Here is a 26,714-nt window from a genome sequence, read left to right as displayed (position 1 = left end):
GCCATTGCGTAAGCCATTGGCCGCAGAAAAACGCCCGTCGTAAACACGACCAAAGCCGTACGAAAAATCCTTTCAGCTATGTTTTGAATGACAAAATCCGGACAAAAAAATGCCCGGCGAGCCGGGCAAATTTTTTCGATGCGCGTACTTACAGGTTGTAGCCGCGTTCGTTGTGTTGTGCCAGGTCCAGGCCCACCGACTCTTCTTCCTCGGTAACCCGCAGACCCATGACTGCGTCCAGCACCTTGAGGATGATGAAGGTGACGATCGCGGTGTAGATCACCGTGAAGCCGACACCTTTGCACTGGATCCAGACTTGTGCGGCGATGTCGGTGACGGTGCCGAAGCCACCCAGCGACGGTGCAGCGAACACACCGGTGAGGATCGCGCCGAGGATACCGCCGATACCGTGCACGCCGAAGGCATCCAGGGAGTCGTCGTAGCCGAGTTTGCGTTTCAGCGTGGTGGCGCAGAAGAAGCACACCACGCCCGCGGCCAGACCGATCACCAGGGCGCCCATCGGGCCCACGGTGCCAGCGGCCGGAGTGATGGCCACCAGGCCGGCAACCACACCCGAGGCGATGCCCAGGGCGCTAGGTTTGCCGTGGGTGATCCACTCGGCGAACATCCAGCCCAGTGCGGCGGCAGCGGTCGCGATCTGGGTGACCAGCATCGCCATGCCCGCGGTGCCGTTGGCGGCTGCAGCGGAACCGGCGTTGAAGCCGAACCAGCCGACCCACAGCATCGCCGCGCCCATCAGGGTGTAGCCGAGGTTGTGCGGCGCCATCGGCGTGGTCGGGAAGCCTTTGCGCTTGCCCAGTACCAGGCAGGCAATCAGCCCCGCCACACCGGCGTTGATGTGCACGACGGTACCGCCGGCGAAGTCGAGGACGCCCCAGTCCCACATCAGGCCGCCGTTGCCGGACCAGACCATGTGCGCAATCGGTGCATAGACCAGGGTGAACCAGATGCCCATGAAGATCAGCATCGCCGAGAACTTCATGCGCTCGGCGAACGCACCGACGATCAGCGCCGGGGTGATGATCGCGAAGGTCATCTGGAAGGTGACGAACACGGCTTCCGGGAACAGCGCCGCCGGGCCGGTCAGGCTGGCCGGGGTGATGCCGGCGAGGAATGCCTTGCCGAAGCCGCCGACGAACGAGTTGAAGTTGACGACGCCCTGCTCCATGCCGGTGGTGTCGAACGCGATGCTGTAGCCATAAATGACCCACAACACGCTGATCAGACCGGTAATGGCGAAGCACTGCATCATCACGGAAAGAATGTTTTTCGAGCGGACCATGCCGCCGTAGAACAGCGCCAGGCCAGGAATGGTCATGAACAGCACGAGGGCTGTGGAGGTGAGCATCCAGGCAGTGTCGCCGGAGTTCAGGACTGGAGCTGCCACTTCGTCTGCCGCCATGGCCAGGCCGGGCATTACGATAGACAACAGGGCTCCTAGCCCTGCGAATTTACGCAGAGTCATATTGTTTTCTCCTGGGGCGTTGGGTTTGTGGCGGCTTAGATGGCGTCGGTATCGGTTTCGCCGGTACGGATGCGAATCGCCTGTTCCAGATTCACCACGAAAATCTTGCCGTCACCGATCTTGCCGGTGTTGGCAGCCTTGGTTATCGCCTCGATAACCCGGTCCAGATCCTTGTCGTCAATCGCAACGTCGATCTTCACCTTGGGCAGAAAATCCACCACATACTCCGCGCCGCGATACAGCTCGGTGTGACCCTTCTGCCGACCGAAGCCTTTGACTTCAGTAACGGTAATGCCCTGCACGCCGATCTCGGACAGCGACTCGCGCACGTCGTCCAACTTGAACGGCTTGATGATGGCAGTGACTAGCTTCATGAAACTCTCTCCCGAATTGGTGGACTTGCCCCAGGAAAACAAACCCGACTCAAGTCTAAGCGCAGTGCCTGGCTTTGTAACGCATCGTCGGCCTTGCCTGCCCGACTGACGCCAGCTAACCGCATCCAGACGAAACTCCCCGCTCCGTCTGCCGCACTGCATTCGTCACAGCGACTGCATCAGTGCATGGGTCGAGGGTGACTAAGCAGAAAGCTTGCCATCTCGCCAAAAGCCTCTGATTTCAATCCCTTGGCCGCTGCCGCAGGCGCTATCGCGCAAAAGCCCGAATGGATACGCACAACAACGGTGCGCCACCGTCCGTCCGCTTGCGCGAAAAGCGTGCATCCGTGCCTGCGCCAGTGACTATAGACACTGCGTGATACACTGCCGGCCATTGTTTCCAGGACATTTCCCATGCTCGCGCCAAAAGACTTCCTCGACGCCCTGAGCGGCACCGCCTCCCGCCTGTTCAGCGGCGACACGCCCCTGCCCAAAGCCGAAATCGAGAGCCAGTTCAAAATGCTGCTGCAAAGCGCCTTCAGCAAACTCGACCTGGTCAGCCGCGAAGAATTCGACAGCCAGATGGTCGTCCTCGCCCGTACCCGCGCCCGCCTCGAAAGCCTTGAAGCGAAGGTGGCGGAGCTGGAAGCGAAGCTGACGCCGCCGGCTGAATAATCCGCGCCCCCTTCAGGAGCTGCCGAAGGCTGCGATCTTTTGATCTCCAGCCCTTCAAACATCCCGGCAACGTCCTACAACTTGCACCACCGCCGTCCGATTGCGCCGAAAAGCCCAGATTTCCAAGCATCACCCGATGTTGAATGTTCAGCACCGGGTTTGGCGACCTTGATCGAATTTGACGCAATGCAACTAGACTCACAGAGAGTTTTCACTCAACGAGTTATGGCGGCTTTGCGTGGGAGACCTCAGGGTCTGCCGGTTTCGAATTCACCGGTTCGCCAACCCGCGCATAGCTGCCACCCTTTTCGTTTGGCGACGAACAGGAGCAGTTTTCTTCACTTGAATTCGAGAACTGAACCATGGACGAAAACTATCTGACACCTAGCATCTTCACCCGCCACAAACTCCCCCTCCACGCCCTGCTCATCCAGAACCAACCCTGGTTCTGCGCCCGAGACCTGAGCCGCCGGCTCACATCTACCTCAACGAACGCATGCTGCGAAAACTCGACCCCGACCAATACCAGACCCGCAGACCCCTGATCCACAACCAGATCGAAAACACCCTGCTGATCAGCGAATCCGGCATCTACGCCCTCTCGTCTACCACTACTGCGGCGAATACCGAGCGCTACGCGAATGGCTCACCCACCAGGTGATCCCCATCCTGCGCGACGCCCAACATCCCAGCACAAGCGAACGTCCACACCTGAGCCTGCTCAGTTGGCCGGACATGACGTTGAGTTTGTTGCACTGGAATAACCAGCCGTGGATTCGGTTGCAGGATGTGCCACACATGGTGACGGAACGAGAACAGGTAAACCGCACGGTTGTAACCTCATGGTGGAGAAAGGCTCTGCAATTGATCTGATTTTTTGCGCTGCAACCTTACCAACGGTCATTTCAGTGACACCACTGAAATGACCTTTTTTTGTCTTCGTCATCTCCACCCCCCCTACTCCGAAATCCTCCACTCGCAGAAGTAACGTCCTACAAAACGCGTGCCCCACGTCTGATTTCGCTGCTTCCTCTCTGCTGGCTATCTTCTGCGACCAGATCCAGACAGATGAAAACAATGAGAAGAAAAGGCAAAGCAACGGATCTTCGTAACCAGACATTCAGATCAAACTCGCGAAAGATCGCCTACAAATTCTTTCTCAAGGACATTGCCCCGAGGATCCCGACTATTGATGCAGCAGCGGTCAAGTTTGAGCCAATTACCCCAGCAGCGATAAAGCAATACTTTCTCTGGGAGGGACCAACAGTTTTCCCTTGGGATGATGTTGCAGACTGGAAAAGTAAAGATGCGAAAGGTCTGGATTTGGCGATATGGTACAAACAGATTCTTTGCGGGATGTGCTATGCGACCCCACGCGCAAGCTCCATCTGCTTGAATGTTGTTCTGCTGGAAGGGCATCCGGACAGGGCACACCCGCTTCGCGGCAGGATCGCGCCGATTGCTCTGCTTGTCGCAGATCACTATGCGCGAGCGCTAGGATGCAAAGAAATCGAGATTCAAGATCCTGATCCGAATGTTGTTTTTTACTACCGGAAACTGGGGTTCGAATTCGACCACACCAACCGACTTGTCATTTCTGTGGACGGTCAACAACATCGAAATCAACAAACCAATCGCACGAGGTGCGTATGAGCCCAAAAAAGCGAAAGGCAAAGCTTCTTCAGATTGTTGAACTACATCTCGAAGCACTCCGGTTAGCGGGGGATATGTCAGCCAACCAACGGCGATTTATTGAAGTTGCTGTTACATGTGGGCCAGAGCTTGAGCCAAGCGGCCCGCTGGCCGGTAGAAGATCCTGAGTCAAAAAAAAGGCGTCCATAGGACGCCTTTTTTGTGTTTAGAGGAGTAGTCGCAGCGATTCTTTAGCTCCGGGCTTTACGGCCTTGGGTTCAGAATCCGACAGGCTAGCCCGTCGTCACTACTTCAGAGAAACCAGCTTTCTCTGCTGCCAAAAATGCGGGGGAGCTTTTGCTGGTGCCCAGTCCCGACGAATGCGCAGTTGCAGTCCTCGAACGGGATGATCCTTCAATGCCAGGCGAGAGTCATCGCTCCAATTCAGGCAAGCAGTGACAGACCATCGGGGTCTTGATACGTCTTGTAAACCTCTATTTCAGCACTGAAACCCGGCTCAACTACCCTTGGAAAATCCGCAGGAAGCGGCCCCCGATTCAGCTCAAGGAACGACCATGTCCCTCTCCATCGTCCACAGTCGCGCCCAGATAGGCGTGGATGCCCCCGCCGTCACCGTTGAAGTACACCTCGCCAATGGCCTGCCGTCGCTGACCATGGTCGGTTTGCCGGAAGCCGCGGTGAAGGAGAGCAAGGATCGGGTGCGCAGTGCGATCATCAATTCCGGGCTGCAGTTTCCGGCGAGGCGGATCACCCTGAATCTGGCTCCGGCGGACTTGCCCAAGGATGGCGGGCGCTTCGATCTGGCGATTGCCCTGGGGATTCTCTCGGCGAGCGTGCAGGTGCCCTGCCTGACCCTGGACGACGTGGAGTGCCTGGGCGAGCTGGCGTTGTCCGGTGCGGTACGGCCGGTCCGCGGGGTGTTGCCGGCCGCACTGGCGGCGCGCAAGGCCGGGCGTACGCTGGTGGTGCCACGGGCGAATGCCGAGGAAGCGTGCCTGGCGTCAGGGCTGCGGGTGATCGCGGTGGATCATCTGCTGGAAGCGGTGGCGCACTTCAATGGACATACACCGCTCGAGCCGTATGTCGGCGACGGCCTGATCCACGCCAGCAAACCCTACCCCGACCTCAACGAGGTACAGGGCCAGCTGGCGGCCAAACGGGCCCTGCTGATTGCCGCTGCGGGGGCGCATAACCTGTTGTTCAGCGGCCCCCCGGGAACCGGCAAGACCCTGCTCGCCAGCCGCTTGCCGGGTCTGTTGCCACCGCTGGCGGAAAGCGAGGCGCTGGAAGTGGCGGCGATCCAGTCGGTCGCCAGCGGCGCGCCGCTGACCCATTGGCCGCAGCGCCCGTTTCGCCAGCCACATCACTCGGCCTCCGGCCCGGCCCTGGTCGGCGGCAGTTCCAAACCGCAACCCGGCGAGATCACCCTCGCCCACCACGGCGTACTGTTTCTCGATGAACTGCCGGAGTTCGACCGCAAGGTTCTCGAGGTACTGCGCGAGCCGCTGGAGTCGGGGCATATCGTGATTTGCCGGGCCAGGGAACGGGTGCGTTTTCCGGCGCGGTTTCAACTGGTGGCGGCGATGAATCCGTGTCCCTGTGGATATCTTGGCGAACCGAGCGGCCGCTGCTCCTGCACGCCGGACATGGTGCAGCGCTATCGCAACAAGTTGTCCGGCCCCTTGCTTGATCGCATCGATCTGCACCTGACGGTGGCGCGGGAAGCCACGGCGCTGAACCCGACACACAAGCCCGGCGGGGACAGCGCCAGCGCTGCCGGGCGGGTCGCCGAAGCTCGCGAGCGCCAGCAGAAACGCCAGGGCTGCGCCAATGCCTTTCTCGACCTGCCGGGGCTGCGCCGTCACTGCACGTTATCCACAGCCGACGAACACTGGCTGGAGTCGGCGTGCGAACGATTGACCCTGTCGCTGCGCTCGGCGCATCGACTGCTCAAGGTTGCGCGAACCCTGGCCGACATAGAACAGGCAGATCGCATCGCACGCGAGCATCTGGCCGAGGCATTGCAGTATCGCCCCGCGACGCAATGATGACGCGCAGGGCAGTCGGCGACCGGACGATTTCGCCAGGAATAAACCCCCGACGCGCTGATAGCCATTAGCCAATGTGTGATATAACGACGACGCTCTACGCCATGGACCCAGGTTCAATTACTTAACGCGTAGAACGTTAAAAGCAATTAATGGAGGCGGCACATCATGGATAAGATCTTCTTCTGCCCAACGGGCACATCCACTTAATAAACAACTTTCCATTGTTCGGCAGATTGTAAATCCCTGCCTGCGACGAAATTCGTTACGACGATTGCGCCAAGACAACAGCAAGTTTGTTTATCTGCGCGCATTCATTTCGCCCAATCAGTATTTGCTGCGGCAAATAACAAAAAGTACGCCACCCTTATGAAAAATGTCTACTTCATCAACAATGTCACTCGTGGCGGAAAAACCTATCTCGAATACCTGATTCCGGCGCTCAATGCTCTGCGTGACAAGTACCACTGCATCGTCCTGCAAACCGACAAGAGCGGCCTGAGCCGGCAGGAAGCGGAAGAGATCCTTGATTTTCCGGTGGAACAAGTCGGCGTCGACGTCATCTCGCATCTGCAATCACAGATCATCATCTCCAACGATGCCTGGGTGGGGCGCCTGCTGGACGAGTCGAACTTCGGCATCTTCATTACCCACGGCAATGTCGGCATGCCGACCAAAGACAAATACTATTATTCCGAGCTGACGTCCTATTGGGATGTACTGATTGCCTCTTCGCGCTCGGGCCTCGAACTTGTCACAGCGGGACTGCAGGCTTACCGGCGTGATCGCAAGAACTTGAAAGCCTTGGTCGCGGACGGCATCGTATTGCGTGGCGATCTGCGCAACACCACGCCGGTTTCGACCTTGCCGATCAAAATCCCGAATTTCTTTGCCGCACCGCAAGCCTCGCAAAAGACGTCCGACCGGCATGTCGTCGGTCTGCTGCCGACCCAGTTGGGCATTTGTCCCAGCCATGCTTCGCTGTATGAAAATCTGCAGACCGTGATCAATACGGTCAAGGCACAGATTCCGCACGCGACATTCATTCTGCGCCCCTACATGGCTGACCTCGAGCATCCGACCGTCAAGGAGCTGTGCGAACAGCTGACCGCGCATGAATGGATCAGCATCGACCAGCCGGGCACCAGCAGCACCGTGTTCTACCAGCAATGCGACACCATCATCACCGACGCCTCCACCGGTGGCGTATCGTTCATGCTCAACACCGGAAAGTTGCCGATCTACTACGTTCCCACCGCTGAAGAACACAATCCGACGGTCGAGACCTGGCTGGCGCAAATGGACAACTTGCTGCCCATCGCGACAAACCGCGATGAACTCAAGGATCTCGCACTGGGCTTCAGCCTGCTGACCACCGCGGACAGTTATTTCATTTACAAGAAGTTCTACGAAAGCCAGTACGGCAACTTGTCGGCGCCGCAAGACGTGTTCCTCGACCTGGTCGAGCACCGGCACGCATCGAAATTCTGCCAGTTGACGATCGATTCCTTCGGCAACCTAGACCAACGCCTTGCCGATTGAGCGCCACGGCTGAATCCGTGGCAGGCCCGGCAAATCGACACACTCACAGCACAAGCCAGACCGATATGAACAGAGACCTTGGCGGACAGGTAATTTGGATCACCGGCCTTTCCGGCGCGGGCAAATCGACATTGGCCCGTGAACTCGTCGCGCGTCTGCGCAGCCATGGCCAATCAGTGGTGATGCTGGATGGCGACGAGTTGCGCGAAGTCTTTGGCGCGGTAGCCGACAGTTCCCGCAACCATGGCCGCGAAGGTCGTCTGGCGCTGGCCCTGCAATACGCCCACCTGTGCCGAATGATCGCCGCGCAGGGGCAGACCGTGGTGATCGCAACGATTTCGCTGTTCCACGAAGTTCACCAATGGAACCGCGCGCACCTGCCCGGCTATTTCGAAGTGTATTTGAAGGTGCCGGTGGAAGAACTGCGACGGCGTGACCCGAAGGGCATCTACCGGCGATTCGACGCCGGTGAACTGCGCGACGTCGCCGGGCTCGACCTGAACATTGATGAACCGCAAGCGCCGGACTGGCAGGTCGAGTTCGACCCGCAACGGTCCGGGGCAACCCTTGCACAAGATCTGGTCAATAAAATTCAACAAAGGAATGCAGTATGAAAACCGAATGGGACTACACCACCCTCGCCGACGCCTACCTCAAGCGCCCTGACTACGCCGACGCCGCCATCGACGCCATGCTGTCGATCGCCGGTGCCGAACAGGGCGACGCGTTCTGCGACGTCGGCGCCGGTGTTGCGCACTTGACGCTGATGCTCGCCGCCCGTGGCCTGGAGGTCACCGCGGTAGAGCCTAACGATGCGATGCGTGGCAACGGCATCAAGCGCACCGCGGAACTGGCCAACGTCAAATGGCACGAAGGCACGGGCGAGGCCACCGGCCAAGCGACCCAGGCGTTCGACATGGTCACGTTCGGCAGCTCGTTCAACGTCTGCGACCGCCAGCAGGCGCTCAAGGAAACCGCGCGCATTCTCAAGCCGCGCGGCTGGTTTGCCTGCATGTGGAACCACCGCAATCTCGAAGACCCGATCCAGGCTCGCATCGAAGCCATCATCAAGGAGCGCGTGGCCGGTTACGGTTACGGCACCCGTCGTGAAGACCAGACCGCCGTGATCGACGCCAGCGCACTGTTCGGCCCGGTCGTGCACCTCGATGCCCGCGTGATCCACGAACAATCCATCGCCGAGTGCCTGGAAGCCTGGCGCTCCCATGCCACCCTCGAGCGTCAGGCCGGGGCGAAATTCCACGAAGTGATCAGCGCCATCGACGACTACCTGCAAAGCCTGCAGACGCCGTCGATCCAGATTCCGTACTCGACGAACATCTGGGTCGCGCAACTGAGATAACGTCCGATGGCCCTGCACTTCTCTACCAAGGCCGGCACGCTGTCGAGCCTGCAAGGGCGGCTTGTGGCGGCGCGCATCGCGCCGTTGCTGGCGTTCACCGTGGCGCACTGGCAAGCGGATCGGCGCGCCTGCGTGGCCGACATTGCGCGGCAGCTGCCCCCCGCGCCGTGGATCGTCCGCTCCAGTTGCGGCCGCGAGGACAGCGCCCAGGCCTCCTTCGCCGGCGCTTTCCTTTCGCTGCCGGATGTCGATGAAGCAGGGCTTGAATCGGCGATTGACCAGGTCATTGCCAGTTACGGCGATGTGCATCCGGCTGACGAGGTGCTGATCCAGCCGATGCTGGACAACGTGGTGCGCTCCGGCGTGGCGTTCTCCCACGACCCGAACACCTGCGCGCCGTATCGGGTGGTGAACTGGTGCGAAGGCAGCGACACCGCGTCGGTCACCGGCGGCATGGGCGGCCGGCTCTGGCAGCAGGCCGCGCACAGTCAGGTGCCGGCACCCGCCGCCCTCGCCCCGGTGGTGGCGCTGCTGGAAGAATTGCTCGAGCTGTTCGGCGACGGGCCGGTCGATTGCGAGTTCGCGGTCACCCGCGAACTCGCCGGCGAAACGTTATGGCTGTTGCAGGCCCGGCCATTGATCCTGCCCGCCCGCGCGGAATCCGCCGCGCTGCAGGCTGCACGCCTGGAAAGCATTCAGCGCAAGGTCGCGCGCGGCATGCGCCCGCACCCGTTCCTGATCGGCCAGCGCACGGTGTACGGCGTGATGCCGGACTGGAACCCGGCGGAAATCATCGGCATCCGCCCCAAACCGCTGGCGCTTTCGCTGTATCGGGACCTGGTGACCGATTCCATCTGGGCCTACCAGCGTCACAACTACGGCTACCGCAACCTGCGCAGCTTCCCGCTGATGCCGCACTTCTTCGGCTTGCCGTACATCGACGTGCGCCTGTCGTTCAACTCGTTCATTCCGGCCGACCTCGATGAAGGCCTTGCCGGGCGCCTGGTCGATTACTACATCGAGCGGCTGCTGGCGGAACCGACCCTGCACGACAAGGTGGAGTTCGAGATCGTCTTCTCCTGCTACACCCTGGACCTGTCGCAACAGCTCGAGCGCCTGGCCGACGCCGGGTTCACCCCGTCCGAACTGGAAGCGATCAGCACCAGCCTGCGCAAGCTGACCAACCGTATCGTGCATCCCAAGGATGGCCTGTGGCGCAGCGATGCCAACAAGCTCGACGTGCTCAACGCGCGTCGCGAGGCGTTGCTGGCGTCCAATGCCGATCCTCTGGAGCGCATCTACTGGCTGCTCGAAGATGCCAAACGCTACGGCACCCTGCCCTTCGCCGGCCTGGCCCGCGCAGGGTTCGTCGCGGTGCAGATGCTGCGCTCGCTGGTCAGCGTCGGGGTGTTCTCGCAGGCTGACTACGATGCGTTCATGGCCGGGGTGTCCACCGTCAGCGGCCAGTTGGCGCGGGATCGGGCGACGCTCGACAAGACCTCGTTCCTGGCGCGCTACGGGCACTTGCGTCCGGGCACCTACGACATTCTGTCGCCGCGCTACGATGAAGCGCCGCAGCTTTACTTCGACTGGGATCAGCGCCCAGCGGCCCCCGCGCCGCTGCAACCGTTCTCGCTGACGCTGCCGCAGATGCGCGAGATCGTCAAACTGCTCGAGGCCCATGGCCTGCAGCCGGACCCGGTGGGGCTGCTCGACTTCCTGCAGAACGGCATCGAACTGCGCGAGCTGGCCAAGTTTCATTTCACCCGCAACCTCTCGGATGCCCTGGCGCTGATCGCGCAGGTCGGCGCCGAGTACGGCATCAGTCGCGAAGACCTGGCCTATTGCGATATCAGCGCGTTCCAGGAATTGCACGTGGCCGCCGCCGATCCGCGAGACGTGCTGCTGCGCAGCATCGAACAGGGCAAGGCGCGGTACGCGGACACGCTCAAAATCTCGCTGCCGCCGGTGATTACCCGGCCCGAGGATGTCTGGAGTTTCGAGTGGCCGGAAACCGCGCCCAACTTCATCACCCAGAAGCGGGTGACCGCGCCGGTGGTGCAATGCGATGACCGCGACAGACTCGCCGGAGCGATCGTCTGCATCCCCAATGCCGACCCTGGCTTCGACTGGCTCTTTGCCTACCCGATCGCCGGGCTGATCACGGCGTGGGGTGGGGCCAACTCGCACATGGCGATCCGTGCCGGCGAGCTGGGTTTGCCGGCGGTGATTGGCGCGGGCGAGGTGCTCTACCGGCGTTGGTCGACGGCAGATTTCCTGCACCTGGATTGCCCGGGGCGGCGGGTGGAGATGATGGCATGAAGCTCGTCGCGGTCAGTCAGCGCGTCGACACGCACCCCGAGCGCGGCGAAAGCCGCGATGCCCTGGATCAGCGCCTGAGCGCTTTTCTCCTGGCGGCGGGTTTCCTTGCGGTGCCCGTGCCAAACGGCCTGGACGCTGCCGGCCTCGAACACTGGCTGGCGGCCGTCGCACCCCAGGCCATCGTGCTTTCCGGCGGCAATGACATCGGTCAGTGCCCGGCTCGCGACCTCACCGAAAGCCGGCTGCTGGCGCATGCCTGCGCGCAGGATCTGCCGCTGCTGGGCATCTGCCGCGGCATGCAGATGCTCGCGCACTGGGCGGGCACGGGGTTGAAGCAGCTGTCCGGCCATGTGCGCACCCGGCATCAGCTGTCCGGGCAGATCGTGGCCGAGGTGAACAGCTATCACACCCTCGTGCTTGCTGCTTGTCCGGAAGATTTCGAAGTGCTGGCCCGCAGCGAGGACGGCGCAATCGAAGCCATCGGCCACCGGCACCGCGCGTGGCAAGGCTGGATGTGGCACCCCGAGCGCGAGGCGCAATTTTCCCCCCTCGACCTGCAACGCCTGCAACGCTTGTTCGGCGAACCGGCGTCCACTCAAGAACTCACGGGATAGCACTGTTGTGAAAGCCATAATCCTCGCTGCCGGGCGCGGCAGTCGCATGAAAAACCTCACCGATGAACGCCCCAAGTGCCTGGTCGAACTGCGCGGCAAGACGCTGCTGGAGTGGCAGCTGCAATCCCTGCGCGCAGCGGGCATCAGCGACATCGCGGTGGTCACCGGCTACAGGCGCGAGCTGCTCGCAGCACATGGCCTGAGCGAATTCCACAACCCGCGCTGGGCCGAGACAAACATGGTCGCGTCGCTGGCCTGTGCCGAAGCGTGGCTGCAGCAGGCACCGTGCATCGTCAGTTATTCCGACATTTTCTACAGCCCTGCCGCCGTGCAATCGTTGCTGAGCAGCGACGCCGCGCTCGCCGTCACCTACGACCCGAACTGGCTGCAGCTGTGGACGGAGCGCTTCGGCGATCCGCTGCTGGACGCGGAAACGTTCCGCCTGACCGCCGCCCACACGCTCGCCGAAATCGGCAACAAGCCGCAATCGGTGGACGATGTTCAGGGCCAGTACATGGGGCTGTTGCGTTTCACCCCCGCAGGCTGGGCGGAAGTGCAGCGCCTGCGCGCGCAGTTGACTGCGGCGCAGCGTGACAGCATGCACATGACCAATACCCTGCAACGGGTGATCGAGGCCGGCCGGGTGCCGGTCCATGCGCTTGCCTACAGCGGGGAATGGGGCGAAGTCGACTCGGGTGACGACCTCGCCCTGTATCAGTAGAGACGGCGCAGAGCGCGTCAGCGGAAGCGGTCGACTTCCTGGCGCAGATCCGCTGCCAGGCTTTCCAGTTCCTTGGCGGTGACCGCCAGGTTCGACACCACTTCGCGCTGTTCACTGTTGGCCAGCGCAATGCTCTGCAGGTTGCTGCTGAGCAGGGTCGCGGTGCTGCTCTGCTCCTGGGTCGCGGTGGTGATCGCCGCGAACTGCTCGCCCGCCGAGCGGCTTTGCTCATCGATCCGCGCCAGCGCCGAGGCCACATTGGCGTTGCGCGACAGACCTTCCTGCATCAGCAGGTTGCCCTGCTCCATGGTGCTGATGGCGTTGCCGGTTTCCTGCTGAATGCTGTGGATCATGCTGGAAATTTCATCGGTAGCCTGGCGAGTGCGCGAGGCCAGGCTGCGCACTTCATCGGCCACCACGGCGAAGCCGCGCCCCTGCTCACCGGCACGCGCCGCTTCGATTGCCGCGTTGAGCGCAAGCAGGTTGGTCTGCTCGGCGATCGAAGTGATCACGCTGACGATGCCACCGATTTCCTGCGAACGCTGACCCAGGGTGTTGATCACCGTCGCCGTGGTGTTCAGCGCACCGGCGATTTGCTCCAGCGAAGACGAGGCCTCTTCCATCGAGGAGCGGCCGATCTGCGTCTGCTGGGCGTTTTCCTGGGCCAGACGCTGGGTGTTGCCCATGTTGTCGGCGATGTTCAACGACGTGGCGCTGAACTCCTCGACCGCACCGGCCATGCTGGTGATCTCGCCGGACTGCTGCTCCATGCCGTCGTACGCCCCACCGGACAGACCGGACAACGCTTGCGCCCGGCTGTTGACCTCTTCCGAGGCGCGGCGGATGTGCTCGACCATGGTCGACAGCGCCTGGCTCATCTGATTGAAGGCTCGGGACAGCTGACCGATTTCGTCGTGGCTCGACACGTTCAGGCGTACGCTCAGGTCACCGGCGCCCAGTGCCTCGGCCTGGCGCACCAGATCACTCAGCGGCGCCAGTTTGCTGCGCAGCAGCCACACCACCGAACCGACCGCCAGCAACATGGCCAGCAGACTGCCGATCGCCAGTTGCGTGCCGACGCTCCAGGTCACCGCGCGGATCTCGGCTTTCGGCATGCTCGCCACCACCGACCACGGACCGCCGTCGAACGGCACCGCGATACTGTAGAAGTCTTCGCCCTTGTCGCTCCAGAACTGGCCCTTGCCCGGCGTCTTGGCCAGGCCGTTGACCACCGGTACGGCTTGATCCGGGGCCTGCACGCCCGCCGGCGCCACCAGCCATTTGTTCTGCTCGTCGAGCAACGCCAGCGAACCGGTCTGGCCGATGCGGAAGCGCTTGAGGTTGGCGAACTGGGCGTTCTGCGCGTCGGTGTAGTCGAAACCGACGAACAGCACCGCAATCACCTTACCGCTGCTGTCGCGCACCGGGGTGTACTGGGTCATGTAGGAACGGTCGAACAGCAGCGCGCGGCCGACGTAACCCTGCCCCGCCATCAGTTTGGCGTACGCCGGGTGAGCATGATCGAGCAAGGTACCGATGGCGCGACTGCCATCCTGCTTGGTCAGCGAGGTGCTGACGCGCACGAAGTCTTCGCCGCTGCGCACGAACAGTGTGGCCACACCGGCCGTCATCTGCTTGAACTCGTCGACTTCCTTGAAGTTGTTGTTGAGCACTTCGCTGCCCAGGTGCAGGCCCGGGGTCTGGGTGCCGGCAACACTCACCGGCTCGTCCGGATGAATGCTCAGGCCAGCGCTGAAACGCTTCTCGAACAGCCCGCTGAGGCGCTGGGTGCTCTCGCGCAGCGTGCCGTGGAAGGTGCTCAACTGGTCGGCGAGCAGGCGTGCCTCACTGGCCAGGTGCTCTTCACGGGTGGCAAGGTTGGCGGTATCCAGCGAACGCAGGGCGAACACCGTACTGCCGCTGATGACAATCGCCAGTATCACGGCGAGCGCGAGGCCCAGCTGCGAGGCGATCCGAGCGCGAGGTTGAGACATGAACAGCTCCTGGCCGAGCGGCGGATCCTCCTTGATCGCGGCACTTGCTCGGAAAATTTCTATAAGGGGGTGAATCCTGGATACCGGCACGACGGTTCCACATGCACGTATTCGGCGGTAAACGCCAATACTTGAGTAGCCAGCACGGTTATGGCACAAGGCCGGCATTGTGATAGCTCGAACGTTTCAGCTCAAGCGCGTCACCGGCGGCAGCACCATGGCGCGGACTTCGCCCTGGAGGAAGTCGCTGAGGCGGCGCAGACGTTCACCTCCGGCACGGGTTTTCGGCCACACCAGGTAGTAATTCAGGCCGCTGGCGACGGCCGTCGGCCACGGCAGGCTCAATCGCCCCTGGGCGACATCTTCGGCAACCATCAACAGATCGCCCATCGACACACCGTAGCCACGAGCCGCGGCAATCATCCCCAATTCCAGCGTATCGAACACCTGCCCGCCCTTGAGCGAAACCTGCTCGGACAGCCCCATGTGCTCCAGCCAGCTGCGCCAGTCACGCCGATCCGGGGTCGGGTGCAGCAACTCGGTACTGGCCAGCCGCGCCACATCCCAGGGTTGATCGTTGAGCAGGTTGGGCGCCCCCACCGGAATCAGCTCTTCCGGGAACAGCAGGCTGGCTTCCCAGTCCGGCGGGAAATGCCCGTCGCTCAGCAGCACGGCGCAGTCGAAGGGCTCATCGTTGAAATCCACCGAATCGACGTCCATCCAGGCGCTGGTCAGTTGCACCTCGTTGCCCGGTTGCAGGTGGCGGAAGCGACTGAGCCGCGCCAGCAACCAGCGCATGGTCAAGGTCGACGGTGCTTTCATGCGCAGGATGTCGTCTTCGGCACGCAGGGTGTTGCAGGCGCGCTCAAGCGCGGCGAAACCGTCGCGGATGCCCGGCAGCAGCATGCGCGCCGACTCGGTCAATTGCAGGTTGCGCCCGCTGCGGTGGAACAACCGGCAGGCGAAATGCTCCTCCAGCGTGCGGATATGCCGGCTGACCGCGCTTTGAGTGATCGACAGCTCCTCGGCGGCGCGGGTGAACGAGCGATGCCGCGCCGCAGCTTCGAATGCGCGCAGGGCATACAGGGCAGGTAGACGACGGGACATGCAGCGGACTCCTGGAGCGGGGTCACGCCAACTTAGCAGAATCCCGCCTGGATGAGTTTTAATCATGCCACCCATCCTTTTTATCCCTTTGTGCAAAGCCCGCCAAGCGCCGAGAATCGACGCTCTCTTGTGCCTCTTTGAATGAGTGGTGGTGATCATGCAGCATCCCGTGCGTAGCGAACTCTGGGCCATCCTGCGGCTGGCAGGGCCGTTGATCGCCTCGCAGCTGGCGCACATGCTGATGGTGCTGACCGACACGCTGATGATGGCCCGCCTGAGTCCCGAAGCGCTGGCCGGCGGCGGCCTCGGTGCGGCGAGTTATTCGTTCGTGTCGATTTTCTGCATCGGCGTGATTGCAGCGGTCGGCACGCTGGTGGCGATCCGTCAGGGCGCCGGCGACATCCTTGGCGCCGCGCGGCTGACCCAGGCCGGCCTGTGGCTGGCGTGGCTGATGGCGCTGGGCGCCGGGTTGCTGCTGTGGAACCTGAAACCGCTGCTGTTGCTGTTCGGCCAGACCGAAACCAACGTCAATGCAGCCGGGCAGTTTCTGATCGCGCTGCCATTCGCCCTGCCTGGCTACCTGAGTTTCATGGCGCTGCGCGGCTTCACCAGCGCCATTGGCCGAGCGACGCCGGTGATGGTCATCAGCCTCGGCGGCACCGTGGCCAACTTCCTGCTCAACTACGCGTTGATCACCGGTCTGTTCGGCCTGCCGAAAATGGGCCTGACCGGCATCGGCCTGGTCACCGCGATTGTCGCCAACTGCATGGCCCTGGCGCTGGCCTGGCACATTCGCCGGCATCCGGCCTATGACGCCTATCCGCTGCGCCAGGGCCTGTCGCGGCCGAACCGGCAGTACCTCAAGGAACTGTGGCGCCTCGGCCTGCCGATTGGCGGTACCTATGCGGTGGAAGTCGGCCTGTTCGCCTTCGCCGCGCTGTGCATGGGCACCATGGGCAGCACGCAACTGGCAGCCCACCAGATCGCCCTGCAGATCGTTTCGGTGGCGTTCATGGTGCCGGCAGGAATGTCCTACGCGATCACCATGCGCATCGGCCAGCATTACGGCGCCGGGCAATTGAGCGATGCGCGGATGTCCGGGCGGGTCGGGATCGCGTTCGGTGCAGTGGCGATGCTGTGTTTCGCCATGGTGTTCTGGCTGCTGCCGAATCAACTGGTCGGGCTGTTCCTCGACCACCAAGATCCGGCGTTCGCCGAGGTGATCCGCCTGGCCGTGAGCCTGTTGGCGGTGGCGGCGTGGTTCGAGCTGTTCGACGGCACCCAGACCATCGCCATGGGCTGCATCCGCGGCCTCAAGGACGCCAAGACCACTTTCCTGGTCGGCCTTGGTTGCTATTGGCTGATTGGCGCACCGGCGGCGTGGTGGATGGCGTTCCACCTCGACTGGGGGCCAACCGGGGTCTGGTGGGGGCTGGCACTGGGCCTGGCCTGCGCGGCGGTGAGCCTGACGCTGGCTTTCGAATGGAAGATGAAACGGATGATTCAGCGCGAACCTCTGTCATCAAACCAGTACACAGTCGCTCAGGCAGACTGAGATTCTCTTGTGGAAGCGGGCTTGCCCGCGAAAGCGGTGGGTCAGGCAGGCTATGCTTTGACTGACACGACGCCTTCGCGGGCAAGCCCGCTCCCACAGGGGGTTATGCATTCATCCGGATACTCTGTTCAGCTGACGATTTCGAGCGTTGGCTGTTGGTTGGCGCCAAAGGTCAGGTACTCCACCAGCTCCGCCAACGGCAAGGGCCGGCTGATCAGGTAACCCTGCACCTGATCGCAGCCGAAGCCACGCAGCAGCTCCAGTTGCTCCGGGGTTTCCACCCCTTCGGCGACCACTTCCAGGTGCAGGTTGTGCGCCAGGTTGATCATCGCGTGCACCAGTTTGCGGTTCTCTTCGCGCTGCTCCATGCCGCCGACGAAGCTCTTGTCGATCTTCAGCAAGGTGATCGGCAGGCTGTTGAGGTGGACGAACGAGGAGAACCCGGTGCCGAAGTCGTCCAGCGAGAAGCGCACGCCGAGCCGGCCGAGGGCGTCCATGGTCTGTTTGACCAGATCGCTGCGCCGCATCACCGCGGTTTCGGTCAGTTCGAATTCCAGCCACTGCGCCTCGACGCCCCGCTCGGCAATCAGCCGGCTGAGGGTCGGCAGCAACTGGCTGTCCTGGAACTGGCGGAACGACAGGTTGATCGCCATGTGCAGCGCCGGCAGGCCGCGTTCGCGCAACGCCTGCATGTCGCGCAGGGCCCGGGAAATCACCCAGTAGCCCAGCGGCACGATCAGGCCGCTCTGCTCGGCCAGCGGCACGAACTCGCTCGGCGGCAACAGGCCACGCTCGTTATGGCGCCAGCGCACCAGCGCTTCGAGGCCGACGATCTGCCCGTCTTCCAGGTTCAGCCGTGGCTGATAGTGCAGTTCCAGCTCGTCGCGACGCAGGGCCCGGCGCAGCTCGCTTTCGAGGTCGGCCATGCTCCGTGCGTTGCGGTTGATGCGTTCGTTGAAGATATGAAAGGTGCAGCCCTGGGTGCTCTTGGCCTGCTGCATGGCAATGTGCGCGTGCCACATCAGCGGATCGGCACCGCCCTGGGCCCGGGCGTGGGCGATGCCCAGGCTGGAGCCGATCAACAGGCTTTCGCCGTCGACCCAATACGGCTCGGCCAGTGCTTCGGTGATGCGCTCGGCCATCCACTCGGCGCGTTGTGGCGCGCGGCGCGTGTCGATCAGCAGGGCGAACTCGTCGCTGCCCAGGCGCGCCAGCTGATCGCCGGCCTCGAGCTGGCTTTTCAGCCGCGACACCACTTGCAGGATCAGCCGGTCGCCGGCCTGGTGGCCGAGGGCGTCGTTGGCATGGCGGAAGTTGTCGAGATCGAGATGGCCGAGGGCCAGGCCGCGGCCGTCGTTTTCCGCCAGCCGGGCGGTGAGCAGGGTCTGGAACCCCTGGCGATTGGCGATGCCGGTCAGTGGATCCTGTTCGGCCAGGCGTTGCAGGGTGTTTTCCAGGACGCCGCGTTCGCGCACATGGCGCAGGCAACGGCGGAGCATGCCGCTGTCGAGCACGTCGCGCGCCAGCCAGTCGCTGACGCCGTCGGGCGCGGTGGCCGGTTCGTGTTCCAGCAGCAGAACGGTCGGCAGGCTGCAGCGGCCGGGCGCGGGCTGCAATGCCGGGACGGTCAGCAACACCGCATTGCGGTTGTCGGCGAACAGACTGCTGACTGACTCCCAGCTCGGCGCGCTGATCAGCACCGCCGCGCTCCCCATCGGAGCCAGACACTCGCGCAATAACGCTGTCCACGCTGGCTCTTCGGCCAGTAGCAGCAAACGCAAGGGTTCGACAGGCGTAGACAAGCTAGCTCCCTAGACTCTGCAATGATGTGGGCGGGGCATTATGCCGTTGTGCCGGGCAATGACCAATCACATGACCCAATGAAAACGGCTATCAAAACGTTATTTTGTGTCACGAATGAGAACATTAGCCGCAAAATCACCGCGCATCCTGCGTGAAAGTAACAAAAGCGGCAAATTTGAATAGCGTGCTGCGTCACAAGTCGGAGAGAGCAGCACAAATCGCTGAGCCTGTTAAAATGCCGGCCCATTTCGTCAACGACTCCTGAATTCCCGTATGTCCCGACTCAATCCCCGGCAGCAAGAAGCCGTGAGCTACGTCGGCGGCCCTCTTTTGGTGCTCGCCGGCGCTGGTTCCGGCAAGACCAGCGTGATCACCCGCAAGATTGCGCATCTGATCCAGAACTGCGGCATCCGTGCCCAGTACATCGTCGCCATGACCTTTACCAACAAGGCCGCGCGCGAGATGAAGGAACGGGTCGGCACCCTGCTGCGTGCCGGCGAAGGCCGTGGCCTGACGGTCTGCACCTTCCACAACCTGGGCCTGAACATCATCCGCAAGGAACACGTGCGCCTGGGCTACAAACCCGGTTTCTCGATTTTCGACGAGACCGACGTCAAGGCCCTGATGACCGACATCATGCAGAAGGAGTATGCGGGCGACGACGGCGTCGACGAGATCAAGAACATGATCGGCGCCTGGAAAAACGACCTGATCCTGCCAGCCCAGGCCCTGGAAAACGCGCGCAACCCCAAGGAACAGACCGCTGCCATCGTCTACACGCACTATCAGCGCACGCTCAAGGCGTTCAACGCGGTGGACTTCGACGACCTGATCCTGCTGCCGGTCAAGCTCTTCGAAGAGCACGCCGACATCCTCGAAAAGTGGCAGAACAAGGTGCGTTACCTGCTGGTCGACGAATACCAGGACACCAACGCCAGCCAATACCTGCTGGTGAAAATGCTCATCGGCAAACGCAACCAGTTCACCGTGGTCGGCGACGACGACCAGTCGATCTACGCCTGGCGCGGCGCGCGCCCGGAAAACCTGATGTTGCTCAAGGACGACTACCCGTCGCTGAAAGTGGTGATGCTGGAGCAGAACTATCGCTCCACCAGCCGCATCCTGCGCTGCGCCAACGTGCTGATCTCCAACAACCCGCACGAATTCGAGAAGCAGCTGTGGAGTGAGATGGGCCACGGCGACGAGATCCGCGTGATCCGCTGCCGCAACGAGGACGCCGAAGCCGAACGAGTGGCCATGGAAATCCTCAGCCTGCACTTGCGCACCGACCGCCCGTACAGCGATTTCGCCATCCTCTATCGCGGCAACTACCAGGCCAAGCTGATCGAGCTGAAACTGCAGCACCACCAGGTGCCGTATCGCCTGAGCGGCGGCAACAGTTTCTTCGGCCGCCAGGAAGTGAAGGACCTGATGGCCTACTTCCGCCTGATCGTCAACCCGGACGATGACAACGCCTTCCTGCGCGTGATCAACGTGCCGCGCCGGGAAATCGGCTCGACCACCCTGGAAAAACTCGGCAATTACGCCACCGAACGCAAGATCTCGATGTACGCCGCCACCGACGAGATCGGCCTCGGCGAGCACCTGGACAGCCGCTTCACCGATCGCCTGGCGCGCTTCAAGCGCTTCATGGACAAGGTCCGCGAGCAGTGCGCCGGCGAAGACCCGATCTCGGCGCTGCGCAGCATGGTCATGGACATCGACTACGAGAACTGGCTGCGCACCAACAGCTCCAGCGACAAGGCTGCGGACTACCGGATGAGCAACGTCTGGTTCCTTATCGAAGCCTTGAAGAACACCCTGGAAAAAGACGAAGACGGCGAAATGACCGTCGAGGACGCCATCGGCAAACTGGTCCTGCGCGACATGCTCGAGCGCCAGCAGGAAGAAGAGGATGGCGCCGAAGGCGTGCAGATGATGACCCTGCATGCGTCCAAGGGCCTGGAATTCCCTTACGTGTTCATCATGGGCATGGAAGAGGAAATCCTCCCGCACCGCTCCAGCATCGAGGCCGACACCATCGAAGAGGAACGCCGCCTGGCCTACGTGGGCATCACCCGCGCGCGCCAGACCCTGGCCTTCACTTTCGCCGCCAAGCGCAAGCAGTACGGCGAGATCATCGACTGCGCGCCGAGCCGCTTCCTCGATGAACTGCCGCCGGACGACCTCGCCTGGGAAGGCAACGACGACACACCGACCGAAGTCAAAGCCGTGCGCGGCAACAACGCATTGGCCGATATACGCGCGATGTTAAAGCGCTAGAATTGACCCCTTTTTACTAGACCTTCGGCGCACAAGGCGCCAAATGAGGACAGCTTCATGGAAGCATTGCAGCAGAAAATCCGCGAACAAGGCATTGTGCTTTCCGACCAGGTCCTGAAGGTCGACGCCTTTCTGAACCACCAGATCGACCCGGCCCTGATGAAGCTGATCGGCGACGAATTCGCCACGCTGTTCAAGGACTCGGGCATCACCAAGATCGTCACCATCGAAGCCTCGGGCATCGCCCCGGCGATCATGACCGGGCTGAACCTCGGCGTGCCGGTGATCTTCGCCCGCAAGCAACAGTCCCTGACCCTGACCGAAAACCTGCTGTCGGCGACCGTCTACTCGTTCACCAAGAAGACCGAAAGCACCGTGGCCATCTCGCCGCGTCACCTGACCAGCAGCGACCGCGTGCTGATCATCGACGACTTCCTGGCCAACGGTAAGGCGTCGCAGGCGCTGATCTCGATCATCAAGCAGGCCGGCGCGACCGTCGCCGGCCTGGGTATCGTCATCGAGAAATCGTTCCAGGGCGGCCGTGCCGAGCTGGACTCGCAGGGCTATCGCGTCGAGTCGCTGGCTCGCGTGAAATCGTTGAAGGACGGCGTCGTTACCTTCATCGACTAAAGCCACACCGCAATACTCTGTGGGAGCGAGCCTGCTCGCGAATGCTCTGTGTCAGTCGACATCCTGGTTGACTGATACACCGCTTTCGCGAGCAGGCTCGCTCCCACAGTGGGTTTTGGGGTGGGCCGTTATTGTGCGGTGGCTTTCAGGCCAGTGAGCAGCAACCGCTGAAACAGCTCCTCTTTCAGACCTTCCGGGTGGGTCAGTTGCATACGTTCAAGATGTTCGGGGAACGTCGCAGCCTGCGGCGCATCCAGCGCAGCCTTGCCCAACTCCAGAATCTCCGTCAGCTTGAACTTGCTCTTGAGCCAGTTCAGCGCGCGCAACAGATCGCGCTCGATCGGCGTGAAATCACAACCCAGCGGGTACTCCGGAAACAGGTTCGGATGGCGCGCGGCAATCGCCTGCAGGCGTTGCGGCGTGTTGTCGGCAAAACGTGGATCGAGGCGGAAATCCTTCGGTAGCTTGCCGACCTTCTGCGCCTGTTCGATCAGCCCCGGCTGAAAGCGTGAATCGCTGATGTTCAGCAACGACTCGATCACCACCGCATCGGACTTGCCGCGCAGATCGGCGATGCCGTACTCGGTGACCACGATGTCACGCAGGTGCCGTGGAATCGTGCAGTGGCCGTATTCCCAGACGATGTTCGAACTGACCTCGCCGCCGGACTCGCGCCAGCTGCGCAGGATCAGCATCGAGCGCGCGCCGTGCAGCGCATGGCCCTGGGCGACAAAGTTGTATTGCCCGCCCACGCCGCTCAAGACACGGCCGTCTTCCAGTTGATCGGACACCGCGGCGCCGAGCAGGGTCATGGTGAACGCTGTGTTGATGAAGCGCGCGTCCAGGCGTTGCAGGCGCTTGAGCTCTTCCTGGCCATACAGCTCGTTGATGAAGCTGATGCGGGTCATGTTGAATTCGCGGCGCTTGCTGTGCGGCAACGCGTGCAGGCGCTCATAGAAACTGCGCGGGCCGAGGAAGAAACCGCCATGCACCGAGATGCCGTCGGTTTGCGCCGCTTCATCGAGGGTGCCGGCGTTGGCTTGCTCCTGAGTCGCCACGTCCGGGTAGACCTTGCGCCGGATGATCCCGGCATCCGCCAGCACCAGCAGGCCGTTGACGAACATCTCGCTGCAACCGTAGAGGCCCCGGGCGAACGGCTCGACGCCACCTTCGCGCGCGATCAGTTGCGCCCACTGGCTGAGGTTCAGGTCGGCCAGCAGGTCCTGATAACCGGCGTTGTCGGCCTGGCGCGCCAGCAGCGCAGCGGTCAGTGCATCGCCCATCGAGCCGATGCCGATCTGCAACGTGCCGCCATCGCGCACCAGCGTGCTGGCGTGCAGACCGATGAAGTGATCCTGAAACCCCACCGGCATGTTCGGCGTGGAGAACAGGGTGCTGCTGTCCTTCGCGTCGATCAGCAGGTCGAAGGTGTCGATGTCGACTTCGGCATCGCCGGGCATGTACGGCAACTCGGTGTGCACCTGGCCGACCAGCAGAATGGTCTCCCCTGCCGCCCGGCGTTTGCCGATCATTGGCAACAGGTCGAGGGTGATGTCGGGGTTGCAGCTCAGGCTCAGGCGATCGGGATGTTCGCTGCTGCTGGCCAGCAGTTGCGCGACCAGGTTGAGGCCGGCGGCGTTGATGTCGCGGGCGGCGTGGCTGTAGTTGCTGCTGACGTAATCCTGCTGGGCCGACGCGCTGTCGAGCAGGCTGCCGGGCTGCATGAAGAACTGCTCGATGCGGATGTTGGCGGGCAGGCTGTCGCGGCGCAGGTCGGCGAGGAAATCGAATTCCGGGTAATCGCCGAACACCCGCTCGACGAAGGGCTCGATGAAGCGCTTCTGCAAACCGTCGCCCAGCGCCGGACGGCCGAGGCACAGCGCGGTGTAGATCGTCAGCTGGCGCTCGGGCAGATCCTTGACGCGCCGGTACAGCGCGTTGACGAAGTGATTGGGTTTGCCCAGCCCCAGCGGCAGGCCCATGTGGATGTGCGCCGGCAACCGGGCCAGCACGTCATCCACTGCCTGTTCGATCGAACACAACTGCACCATCTGAAGCCTCCTGCCCGTTCCGTGAATAGAGGTAGACCGAGCTTGCCCCGACTTTGCTGCAAAGGACAGCCCAAGCCGCCAATCGCAGGCACAAAAAAACCGTCCGGAGACGGTTTTTTTCGTCACAAGTGCGGCTTATTTCAGGCCGGACATCTTCTGGATCGCACCCTTCAGCTCTTCATCGGAACAATCGGCGCAGGTGCCTTTTGGCGGCATGGAATTGATGCCGGTGATCGCTTTGGCCAGGATGCCGTCGAGGCCGCCCTGGTGATCGGCGCGTTCTTTCCAGGCCGCCGCGTCACCGATTTTCGGTGCGCCCAGCAGGCCCGAGCCGTGGCAAGCATTGCAATGTTTTGCAATCACTTCGTCCGGGGTTTTCGCACCACCGCCGCCACCGGCAGACGCTGCCACTTCCATGCCCTTGCATTCCTGCCCCTGTACACACACCTGGCCGACGGGCTCGAGGCGTTTGGCAATGTCGTCATTCGTCGCAGCTTGAGCGCTGACAGCCCAGAGGGCCAGTACGGTTGCTGGTGCAGCCAGCATTTTCATAATTAGATTCACGCGTTCACCCTCAATGGTGGCTATTCACGCCTGCGGCCACGGTTCGCAGGCGGGCGCAAGTATAGCGGTAAGCCCGCTTCACTGAAACAACCCCAAAGTTAAAGGGGTCTTGTTGCGCATCGGTCCAACGCTGCGGACGCCTTCGCCGTCATGGCCTGGCGCCTCTTTGTCTAGAAATTCGCCGGCGTGGCTGCGCTGATTAGTCGCGCCGGTGCATCAAACGGATTGCGGAAACGATGCGGCTTGGTACTTTCAAAATAGTAGCTGTCACCGGCTTCGAGAATAAAAGTTTCCAGGCCGACCACCAGCTCCAGGCGCCCCTCCACCAGAATCCCGGTTTCCTCGCCTTCGTGGGTGAGCATTTCTTCGCCGGTATCGGCGCCCGGCGGGTAGATCTCGTTGAGGAACGCGATAGCCCGGCTCGGGTGCGCACGGCCAACCAGTTTCATGGTCACCGCGCCGTCGGAAATGTCGATCAGCTCGTTGGCCTTGTAGACGATCTGGGTCGGTTTTTCCTGCAGGATTTCTTCCGAGAAGAACTCGACCATGGACATGGGAATCCCGCCCAGAACCTTCCTCAGCGAACTGATCGAAGGGCTGACGCTGTTCTTCTCGATCATCGAAATGGTGCTGTTGGTGACGCCCGCGCGTTTGGCGAGTTCACGCTGGGAAAGCCCTTTGAGCTTGCGGATCGATTGCAGTCGTTCACCGACGTCCAAGGCGGGAGCCTCCAGAGTGTTGTAGAAATATTGAGCGTTATCATGGCGACAGCGTTCAGTATTTACAACACTTGGCCCCCGCAGCGGCGTCAACCCTCGGAATAGAGCCTTGGCACCCGACGCAGGTTGCAGAAGATCTGGTAGGGAATGGTGTCCGCCCACTGCGCCACTTCGCTGGCGAGGATGTTTCTGCCCCACAGCTCGACGGTCGAACCCAGGCCTGCTGCCGGCACATCGGTGAGGTCGATGCACAACATGTCCATCGACACCCGGCCGAGAATCCGGCTGCGCTGGCCGGCTACCAGCACCGGGGTGCCGGTCGGCGCATGACGCGGATAGCCATCGGCATAGCCCAGGGCAACCACACCGATGCGCATCGGCTTGTCGGTGATGAACCGGGCGCCGTAGCCGATCGGCTCGCCGGCCGGCAGTTCGCGCACACAGATGACTTTCGATTCCAGGGTCATCACCGGTTGCAGGCGCTCGGCCACGGCGTTGGCTTCATCGAACGGGGTGGCGCCGTAAAGCATGATGCCCGGGCGCACCCAATCGCTGTGGATCTGCGGCCAGCCCAGCACGGCCGGCGAGTTGCGCAGGCTGACTTCGGCGGCCAGGCCCTGGCGCGCCGCCTCGAAGACGGCGACCTGGTCGGCGCTGCTCTGCTCATGCAGTTCATCGGCGCGGGCGAAGTGGCTCATCAGGACGATCTTCGCCACCTTGCCGCTGGCCAGCAGGCGCTGGTACGCCGACGCATAATCCTTGGGATGCAGACCCACGCGGTGCATGCCGGAATCGAGCTTGAGCCACACGGTGATCGGCTTGCTCAACGACGCCTGCTCGATCGCTTCGAGCTGCCACAACGAATGCACCACGGTCCAGAAATCGTGCTCGACGATCAGCGCCAGCTCATCGGCTTCGAAGATCCCTTCGAGCAGCAGCACCGGAGCGTGAATGCCTCCGGCGCGCAGCTCCAGGGCTTCTTCGATGCAGGCCACCGCGAAACCGTCGGCTTCGGCTTCCAGCGCCTGGGCACAGCGCACCGCGCCGTGGCCGTAGGCATCGGCCTTGATCACCGCCAGGGCCTTGGCCCCGGTGACTTCGCGGGCGATTCGGTAGTTGTGACGCAGGGCTTCTAGGTCGATCAGAGCACGGGCAGGACGCATGGCAGCAGACTTCTTGGCGGTCATGGGAAGAAAAACCGGCGCTGGCTGGC

At 62.2% G+C, this 26,714-nt stretch carries 21 protein-coding genes and 1 pseudogene; 13 read left to right on the top strand and 9 right to left on the bottom strand.

Annotation, left to right across the window (positions count from 1 at the left end):
- Window positions 1–148 precede the first annotated feature (148 nt).
- A complete protein-coding gene (locus QRN70_RS16415; RefSeq protein WP_285419014.1) occupies window positions 149–1,486 on the bottom strand; it encodes an ammonium transporter in 1,338 nt (445 codons plus the stop codon).
- A gap of 35 nt (window positions 1,487–1,521) precedes the next feature.
- Complete coding sequence (gene glnK / locus QRN70_RS16410; RefSeq protein ID WP_002555808.1) at window positions 1,522–1,860, bottom strand: P-II family nitrogen regulator; 339 nt, start codon at window positions 1,858–1,860, stop codon at window positions 1,522–1,524.
- A 414-nt stretch (window positions 1,861–2,274) separates the two neighbouring features.
- Here glnK and QRN70_RS16405 point away from each other — a divergent pair, with 414 nt between their 5' ends.
- The 10 genes and pseudogenes from QRN70_RS16405 (at window position 2,275) to QRN70_RS16360 (ending at window position 12,795) form a co-directional block, all read left to right on the top strand.
- The gene (locus tag QRN70_RS16405) at window positions 2,275–2,535 is read left to right on the top strand and encodes an accessory factor UbiK family protein (RefSeq protein ID WP_011336527.1); all 261 of its coding nucleotides are present in this window, start codon (window positions 2,275–2,277) and stop codon (window positions 2,533–2,535) included.
- A gap of 362 nt (window positions 2,536–2,897) precedes the next feature.
- Window positions 2,898–3,408 (top strand): annotated as a pseudogene (locus tag QRN70_RS16400) (BRO-N domain-containing protein).
- 195 nt (window positions 3,409–3,603) lie between these two features.
- Window positions 3,604–4,188 (top strand): N-acetyltransferase, encoded by a 585-nt coding sequence (locus QRN70_RS16395; protein ID WP_350224501.1) that lies wholly within the window; start codon window positions 3,604–3,606, stop codon window positions 4,186–4,188.
- Window positions 4,189–4,742: 554 nt separating this feature from the next.
- Window positions 4,743–6,236, top strand: coding sequence for a YifB family Mg chelatase-like AAA ATPase (locus tag QRN70_RS16390; RefSeq protein ID WP_285419013.1), 1,494 nt, complete (start codon window positions 4,743–4,745; stop codon window positions 6,234–6,236).
- A 369-nt stretch (window positions 6,237–6,605) separates the two neighbouring features.
- Complete coding sequence (locus tag QRN70_RS16385; RefSeq protein WP_285419012.1) at window positions 6,606–7,778, top strand: hypothetical protein; 1,173 nt, start codon at window positions 6,606–6,608, stop codon at window positions 7,776–7,778.
- Window positions 7,775–8,392, top strand: a complete 618-nt coding sequence (locus tag QRN70_RS16380; protein WP_285419011.1) for an adenylyl-sulfate kinase — start codon at window positions 7,775–7,777, stop codon at window positions 8,390–8,392. The genes QRN70_RS16385 and QRN70_RS16380 overlap by 4 nt, the downstream gene beginning before the upstream one ends.
- Complete coding sequence (locus tag QRN70_RS16375) at window positions 8,389–9,138, top strand: class I SAM-dependent methyltransferase (protein WP_285419010.1); 750 nt, start codon at window positions 8,389–8,391, stop codon at window positions 9,136–9,138. The genes QRN70_RS16380 and QRN70_RS16375 overlap by 4 nt, the downstream gene beginning before the upstream one ends.
- 6 nt (window positions 9,139–9,144) lie before the next feature.
- A complete protein-coding gene (locus tag QRN70_RS16370) occupies window positions 9,145–11,460 on the top strand; it encodes a PEP-utilizing enzyme (RefSeq protein ID WP_285419009.1) in 2,316 nt (771 codons plus the stop codon).
- Window positions 11,457–12,074, top strand: a complete 618-nt coding sequence (locus tag QRN70_RS16365) for a gamma-glutamyl-gamma-aminobutyrate hydrolase family protein (RefSeq protein ID WP_285419008.1) — start codon at window positions 11,457–11,459, stop codon at window positions 12,072–12,074. Before QRN70_RS16370 ends, QRN70_RS16365 begins: the two co-directional genes overlap by 4 nt.
- Before the next feature lie 7 nt (window positions 12,075–12,081).
- Window positions 12,082–12,795 carry a phosphocholine cytidylyltransferase family protein gene (locus QRN70_RS16360; protein WP_285419007.1) on the top strand — a complete coding sequence of 238 codons (714 nt, stop codon included), beginning with the start codon at window positions 12,082–12,084 and terminating at the stop codon, window positions 12,793–12,795.
- A 17-nt stretch (window positions 12,796–12,812) separates the two neighbouring features.
- Here QRN70_RS16360 and QRN70_RS16355 read toward each other — a convergent pair whose 3' ends face one another.
- Together QRN70_RS16355 and QRN70_RS16350 are read right to left on the bottom strand one after the other, a co-directional pair.
- Window positions 12,813–14,789: a methyl-accepting chemotaxis protein gene (locus QRN70_RS16355; RefSeq protein ID WP_285419006.1), complete on the bottom strand. Its 1,977-nt coding sequence runs from the start codon at window positions 14,787–14,789 to the stop codon at window positions 12,813–12,815.
- Window positions 14,790–14,975: 186 nt separating this feature from the next.
- Window positions 14,976–15,896: a LysR substrate-binding domain-containing protein gene (locus tag QRN70_RS16350; protein ID WP_285419005.1), complete on the bottom strand. Its 921-nt coding sequence runs from the start codon at window positions 15,894–15,896 to the stop codon at window positions 14,976–14,978.
- Between the two features lie 157 nt (window positions 15,897–16,053).
- On the opposite strand from QRN70_RS16350, the gene QRN70_RS16345 reads away from it, so the two are divergent.
- Entirely contained in the window at window positions 16,054–17,451 is a 1,398-nt protein-coding gene (locus tag QRN70_RS16345; RefSeq protein ID WP_285419004.1) for a NorM family multidrug efflux MATE transporter, read from the top strand.
- A gap of 128 nt (window positions 17,452–17,579) precedes the next feature.
- Here the strand turns inward: QRN70_RS16345 and QRN70_RS16340 are convergent, their stop codons facing one another.
- Complete coding sequence (locus tag QRN70_RS16340) at window positions 17,580–19,253, bottom strand: putative bifunctional diguanylate cyclase/phosphodiesterase (RefSeq protein WP_285419003.1); 1,674 nt, start codon at window positions 19,251–19,253, stop codon at window positions 17,580–17,582.
- Window positions 19,254–19,527: 274 nt separating this feature from the next.
- Between QRN70_RS16340 and rep the strand changes: the two genes are divergently transcribed.
- Window positions 19,528–21,537, top strand: a complete 2,010-nt coding sequence (rep, locus tag QRN70_RS16335) for a DNA helicase Rep (protein WP_285419002.1) — start codon at window positions 19,528–19,530, stop codon at window positions 21,535–21,537.
- Between the two features lie 57 nt (window positions 21,538–21,594).
- Window positions 21,595–22,167, top strand: a complete 573-nt coding sequence (locus tag QRN70_RS16330; protein WP_285419001.1) for a xanthine phosphoribosyltransferase — start codon at window positions 21,595–21,597, stop codon at window positions 22,165–22,167.
- Window positions 22,168–22,295: 128 nt separating this feature from the next.
- Here the strand turns inward: QRN70_RS16330 and QRN70_RS16325 are convergent, their stop codons facing one another.
- The 4 genes from QRN70_RS16325 to alr form a co-directional block, all read right to left on the bottom strand.
- Window positions 22,296–24,218: an acetyl-CoA hydrolase/transferase C-terminal domain-containing protein gene (locus QRN70_RS16325; protein WP_285419000.1), complete on the bottom strand. Its 1,923-nt coding sequence runs from the start codon at window positions 24,216–24,218 to the stop codon at window positions 22,296–22,298.
- A gap of 135 nt (window positions 24,219–24,353) precedes the next feature.
- Window positions 24,354–24,770, bottom strand: coding sequence for a c-type cytochrome (locus tag QRN70_RS16320; RefSeq protein ID WP_064600380.1), 417 nt, complete (start codon window positions 24,768–24,770; stop codon window positions 24,354–24,356).
- Window positions 24,771–24,952: 182 nt separating this feature from the next.
- Entirely contained in the window at window positions 24,953–25,501 is a 549-nt protein-coding gene (locus QRN70_RS16315) for a cupin domain-containing protein (RefSeq protein WP_003229444.1), read from the bottom strand.
- A gap of 89 nt (window positions 25,502–25,590) precedes the next feature.
- The gene (gene alr, locus QRN70_RS16310) at window positions 25,591–26,664 is read right to left on the bottom strand and encodes an alanine racemase (protein WP_285418999.1); all 1,074 of its coding nucleotides are present in this window, start codon (window positions 26,662–26,664) and stop codon (window positions 25,591–25,593) included.
- Window positions 26,665–26,714: the final 50 nt, after the last annotated feature.

The organism is Pseudomonas sp. efr-133-TYG-5, from assembly GCF_030209175.1.
Lineage (GTDB): Bacteria > Pseudomonadota > Gammaproteobacteria > Pseudomonadales > Pseudomonadaceae > Aquipseudomonas.
This window is presented reverse-complemented; position numbering and strand designations above follow the sequence as displayed.

Coding starts and splice junctions, on each gene's coding strand:
- QRN70_RS16395 (WP_350224501.1), top strand. CDS start 3,604: ATGAAAACAATGAGAAGAAAAGGCAAAGCAACGGATCTTCGTAACCAG.
- QRN70_RS16350 (WP_285419005.1), bottom strand. CDS start 15,896: ATGTCCCGTCGTCTACCTGCCCTGTATGCCCTGCGCGCATTCGAAGCT.
- QRN70_RS16385 (WP_285419012.1), top strand. CDS start 6,606: ATGAAAAATGTCTACTTCATCAACAATGTCACTCGTGGCGGAAAAACC.
- QRN70_RS16370 (WP_285419009.1), top strand. CDS start 9,145: ATGGCCCTGCACTTCTCTACCAAGGCCGGCACGCTGTCGAGCCTGCAA.
- glnK (WP_002555808.1), bottom strand. CDS start 1,860: ATGAAGCTAGTCACTGCCATCATCAAGCCGTTCAAGTTGGACGACGTG.
- QRN70_RS16415 (WP_285419014.1), bottom strand. CDS start 1,486: ATGACTCTGCGTAAATTCGCAGGGCTAGGAGCCCTGTTGTCTATCGTA.
- QRN70_RS16320 (WP_064600380.1), bottom strand. CDS start 24,770: ATGAAAATGCTGGCTGCACCAGCAACCGTACTGGCCCTCTGGGCTGTC.
- rep (WP_285419002.1), top strand. CDS start 19,528: ATGTCCCGACTCAATCCCCGGCAGCAAGAAGCCGTGAGCTACGTCGGC.
- alr (WP_285418999.1), bottom strand. CDS start 26,664: ATGCGTCCTGCCCGTGCTCTGATCGACCTAGAAGCCCTGCGTCACAAC.
- QRN70_RS16325 (WP_285419000.1), bottom strand. CDS start 24,218: ATGGTGCAGTTGTGTTCGATCGAACAGGCAGTGGATGACGTGCTGGCC.
- QRN70_RS16355 (WP_285419006.1), bottom strand. CDS start 14,789: ATGTCTCAACCTCGCGCTCGGATCGCCTCGCAGCTGGGCCTCGCGCTC.
- QRN70_RS16375 (WP_285419010.1), top strand. CDS start 8,389: ATGAAAACCGAATGGGACTACACCACCCTCGCCGACGCCTACCTCAAG.
- QRN70_RS16330 (WP_285419001.1), top strand. CDS start 21,595: ATGGAAGCATTGCAGCAGAAAATCCGCGAACAAGGCATTGTGCTTTCC.
- QRN70_RS16365 (WP_285419008.1), top strand. CDS start 11,457: ATGAAGCTCGTCGCGGTCAGTCAGCGCGTCGACACGCACCCCGAGCGC.
- QRN70_RS16345 (WP_285419004.1), top strand. CDS start 16,054: ATGCAGCATCCCGTGCGTAGCGAACTCTGGGCCATCCTGCGGCTGGCA.
- QRN70_RS16405 (WP_011336527.1), top strand. CDS start 2,275: ATGCTCGCGCCAAAAGACTTCCTCGACGCCCTGAGCGGCACCGCCTCC.
- QRN70_RS16390 (WP_285419013.1), top strand. CDS start 4,743: ATGTCCCTCTCCATCGTCCACAGTCGCGCCCAGATAGGCGTGGATGCC.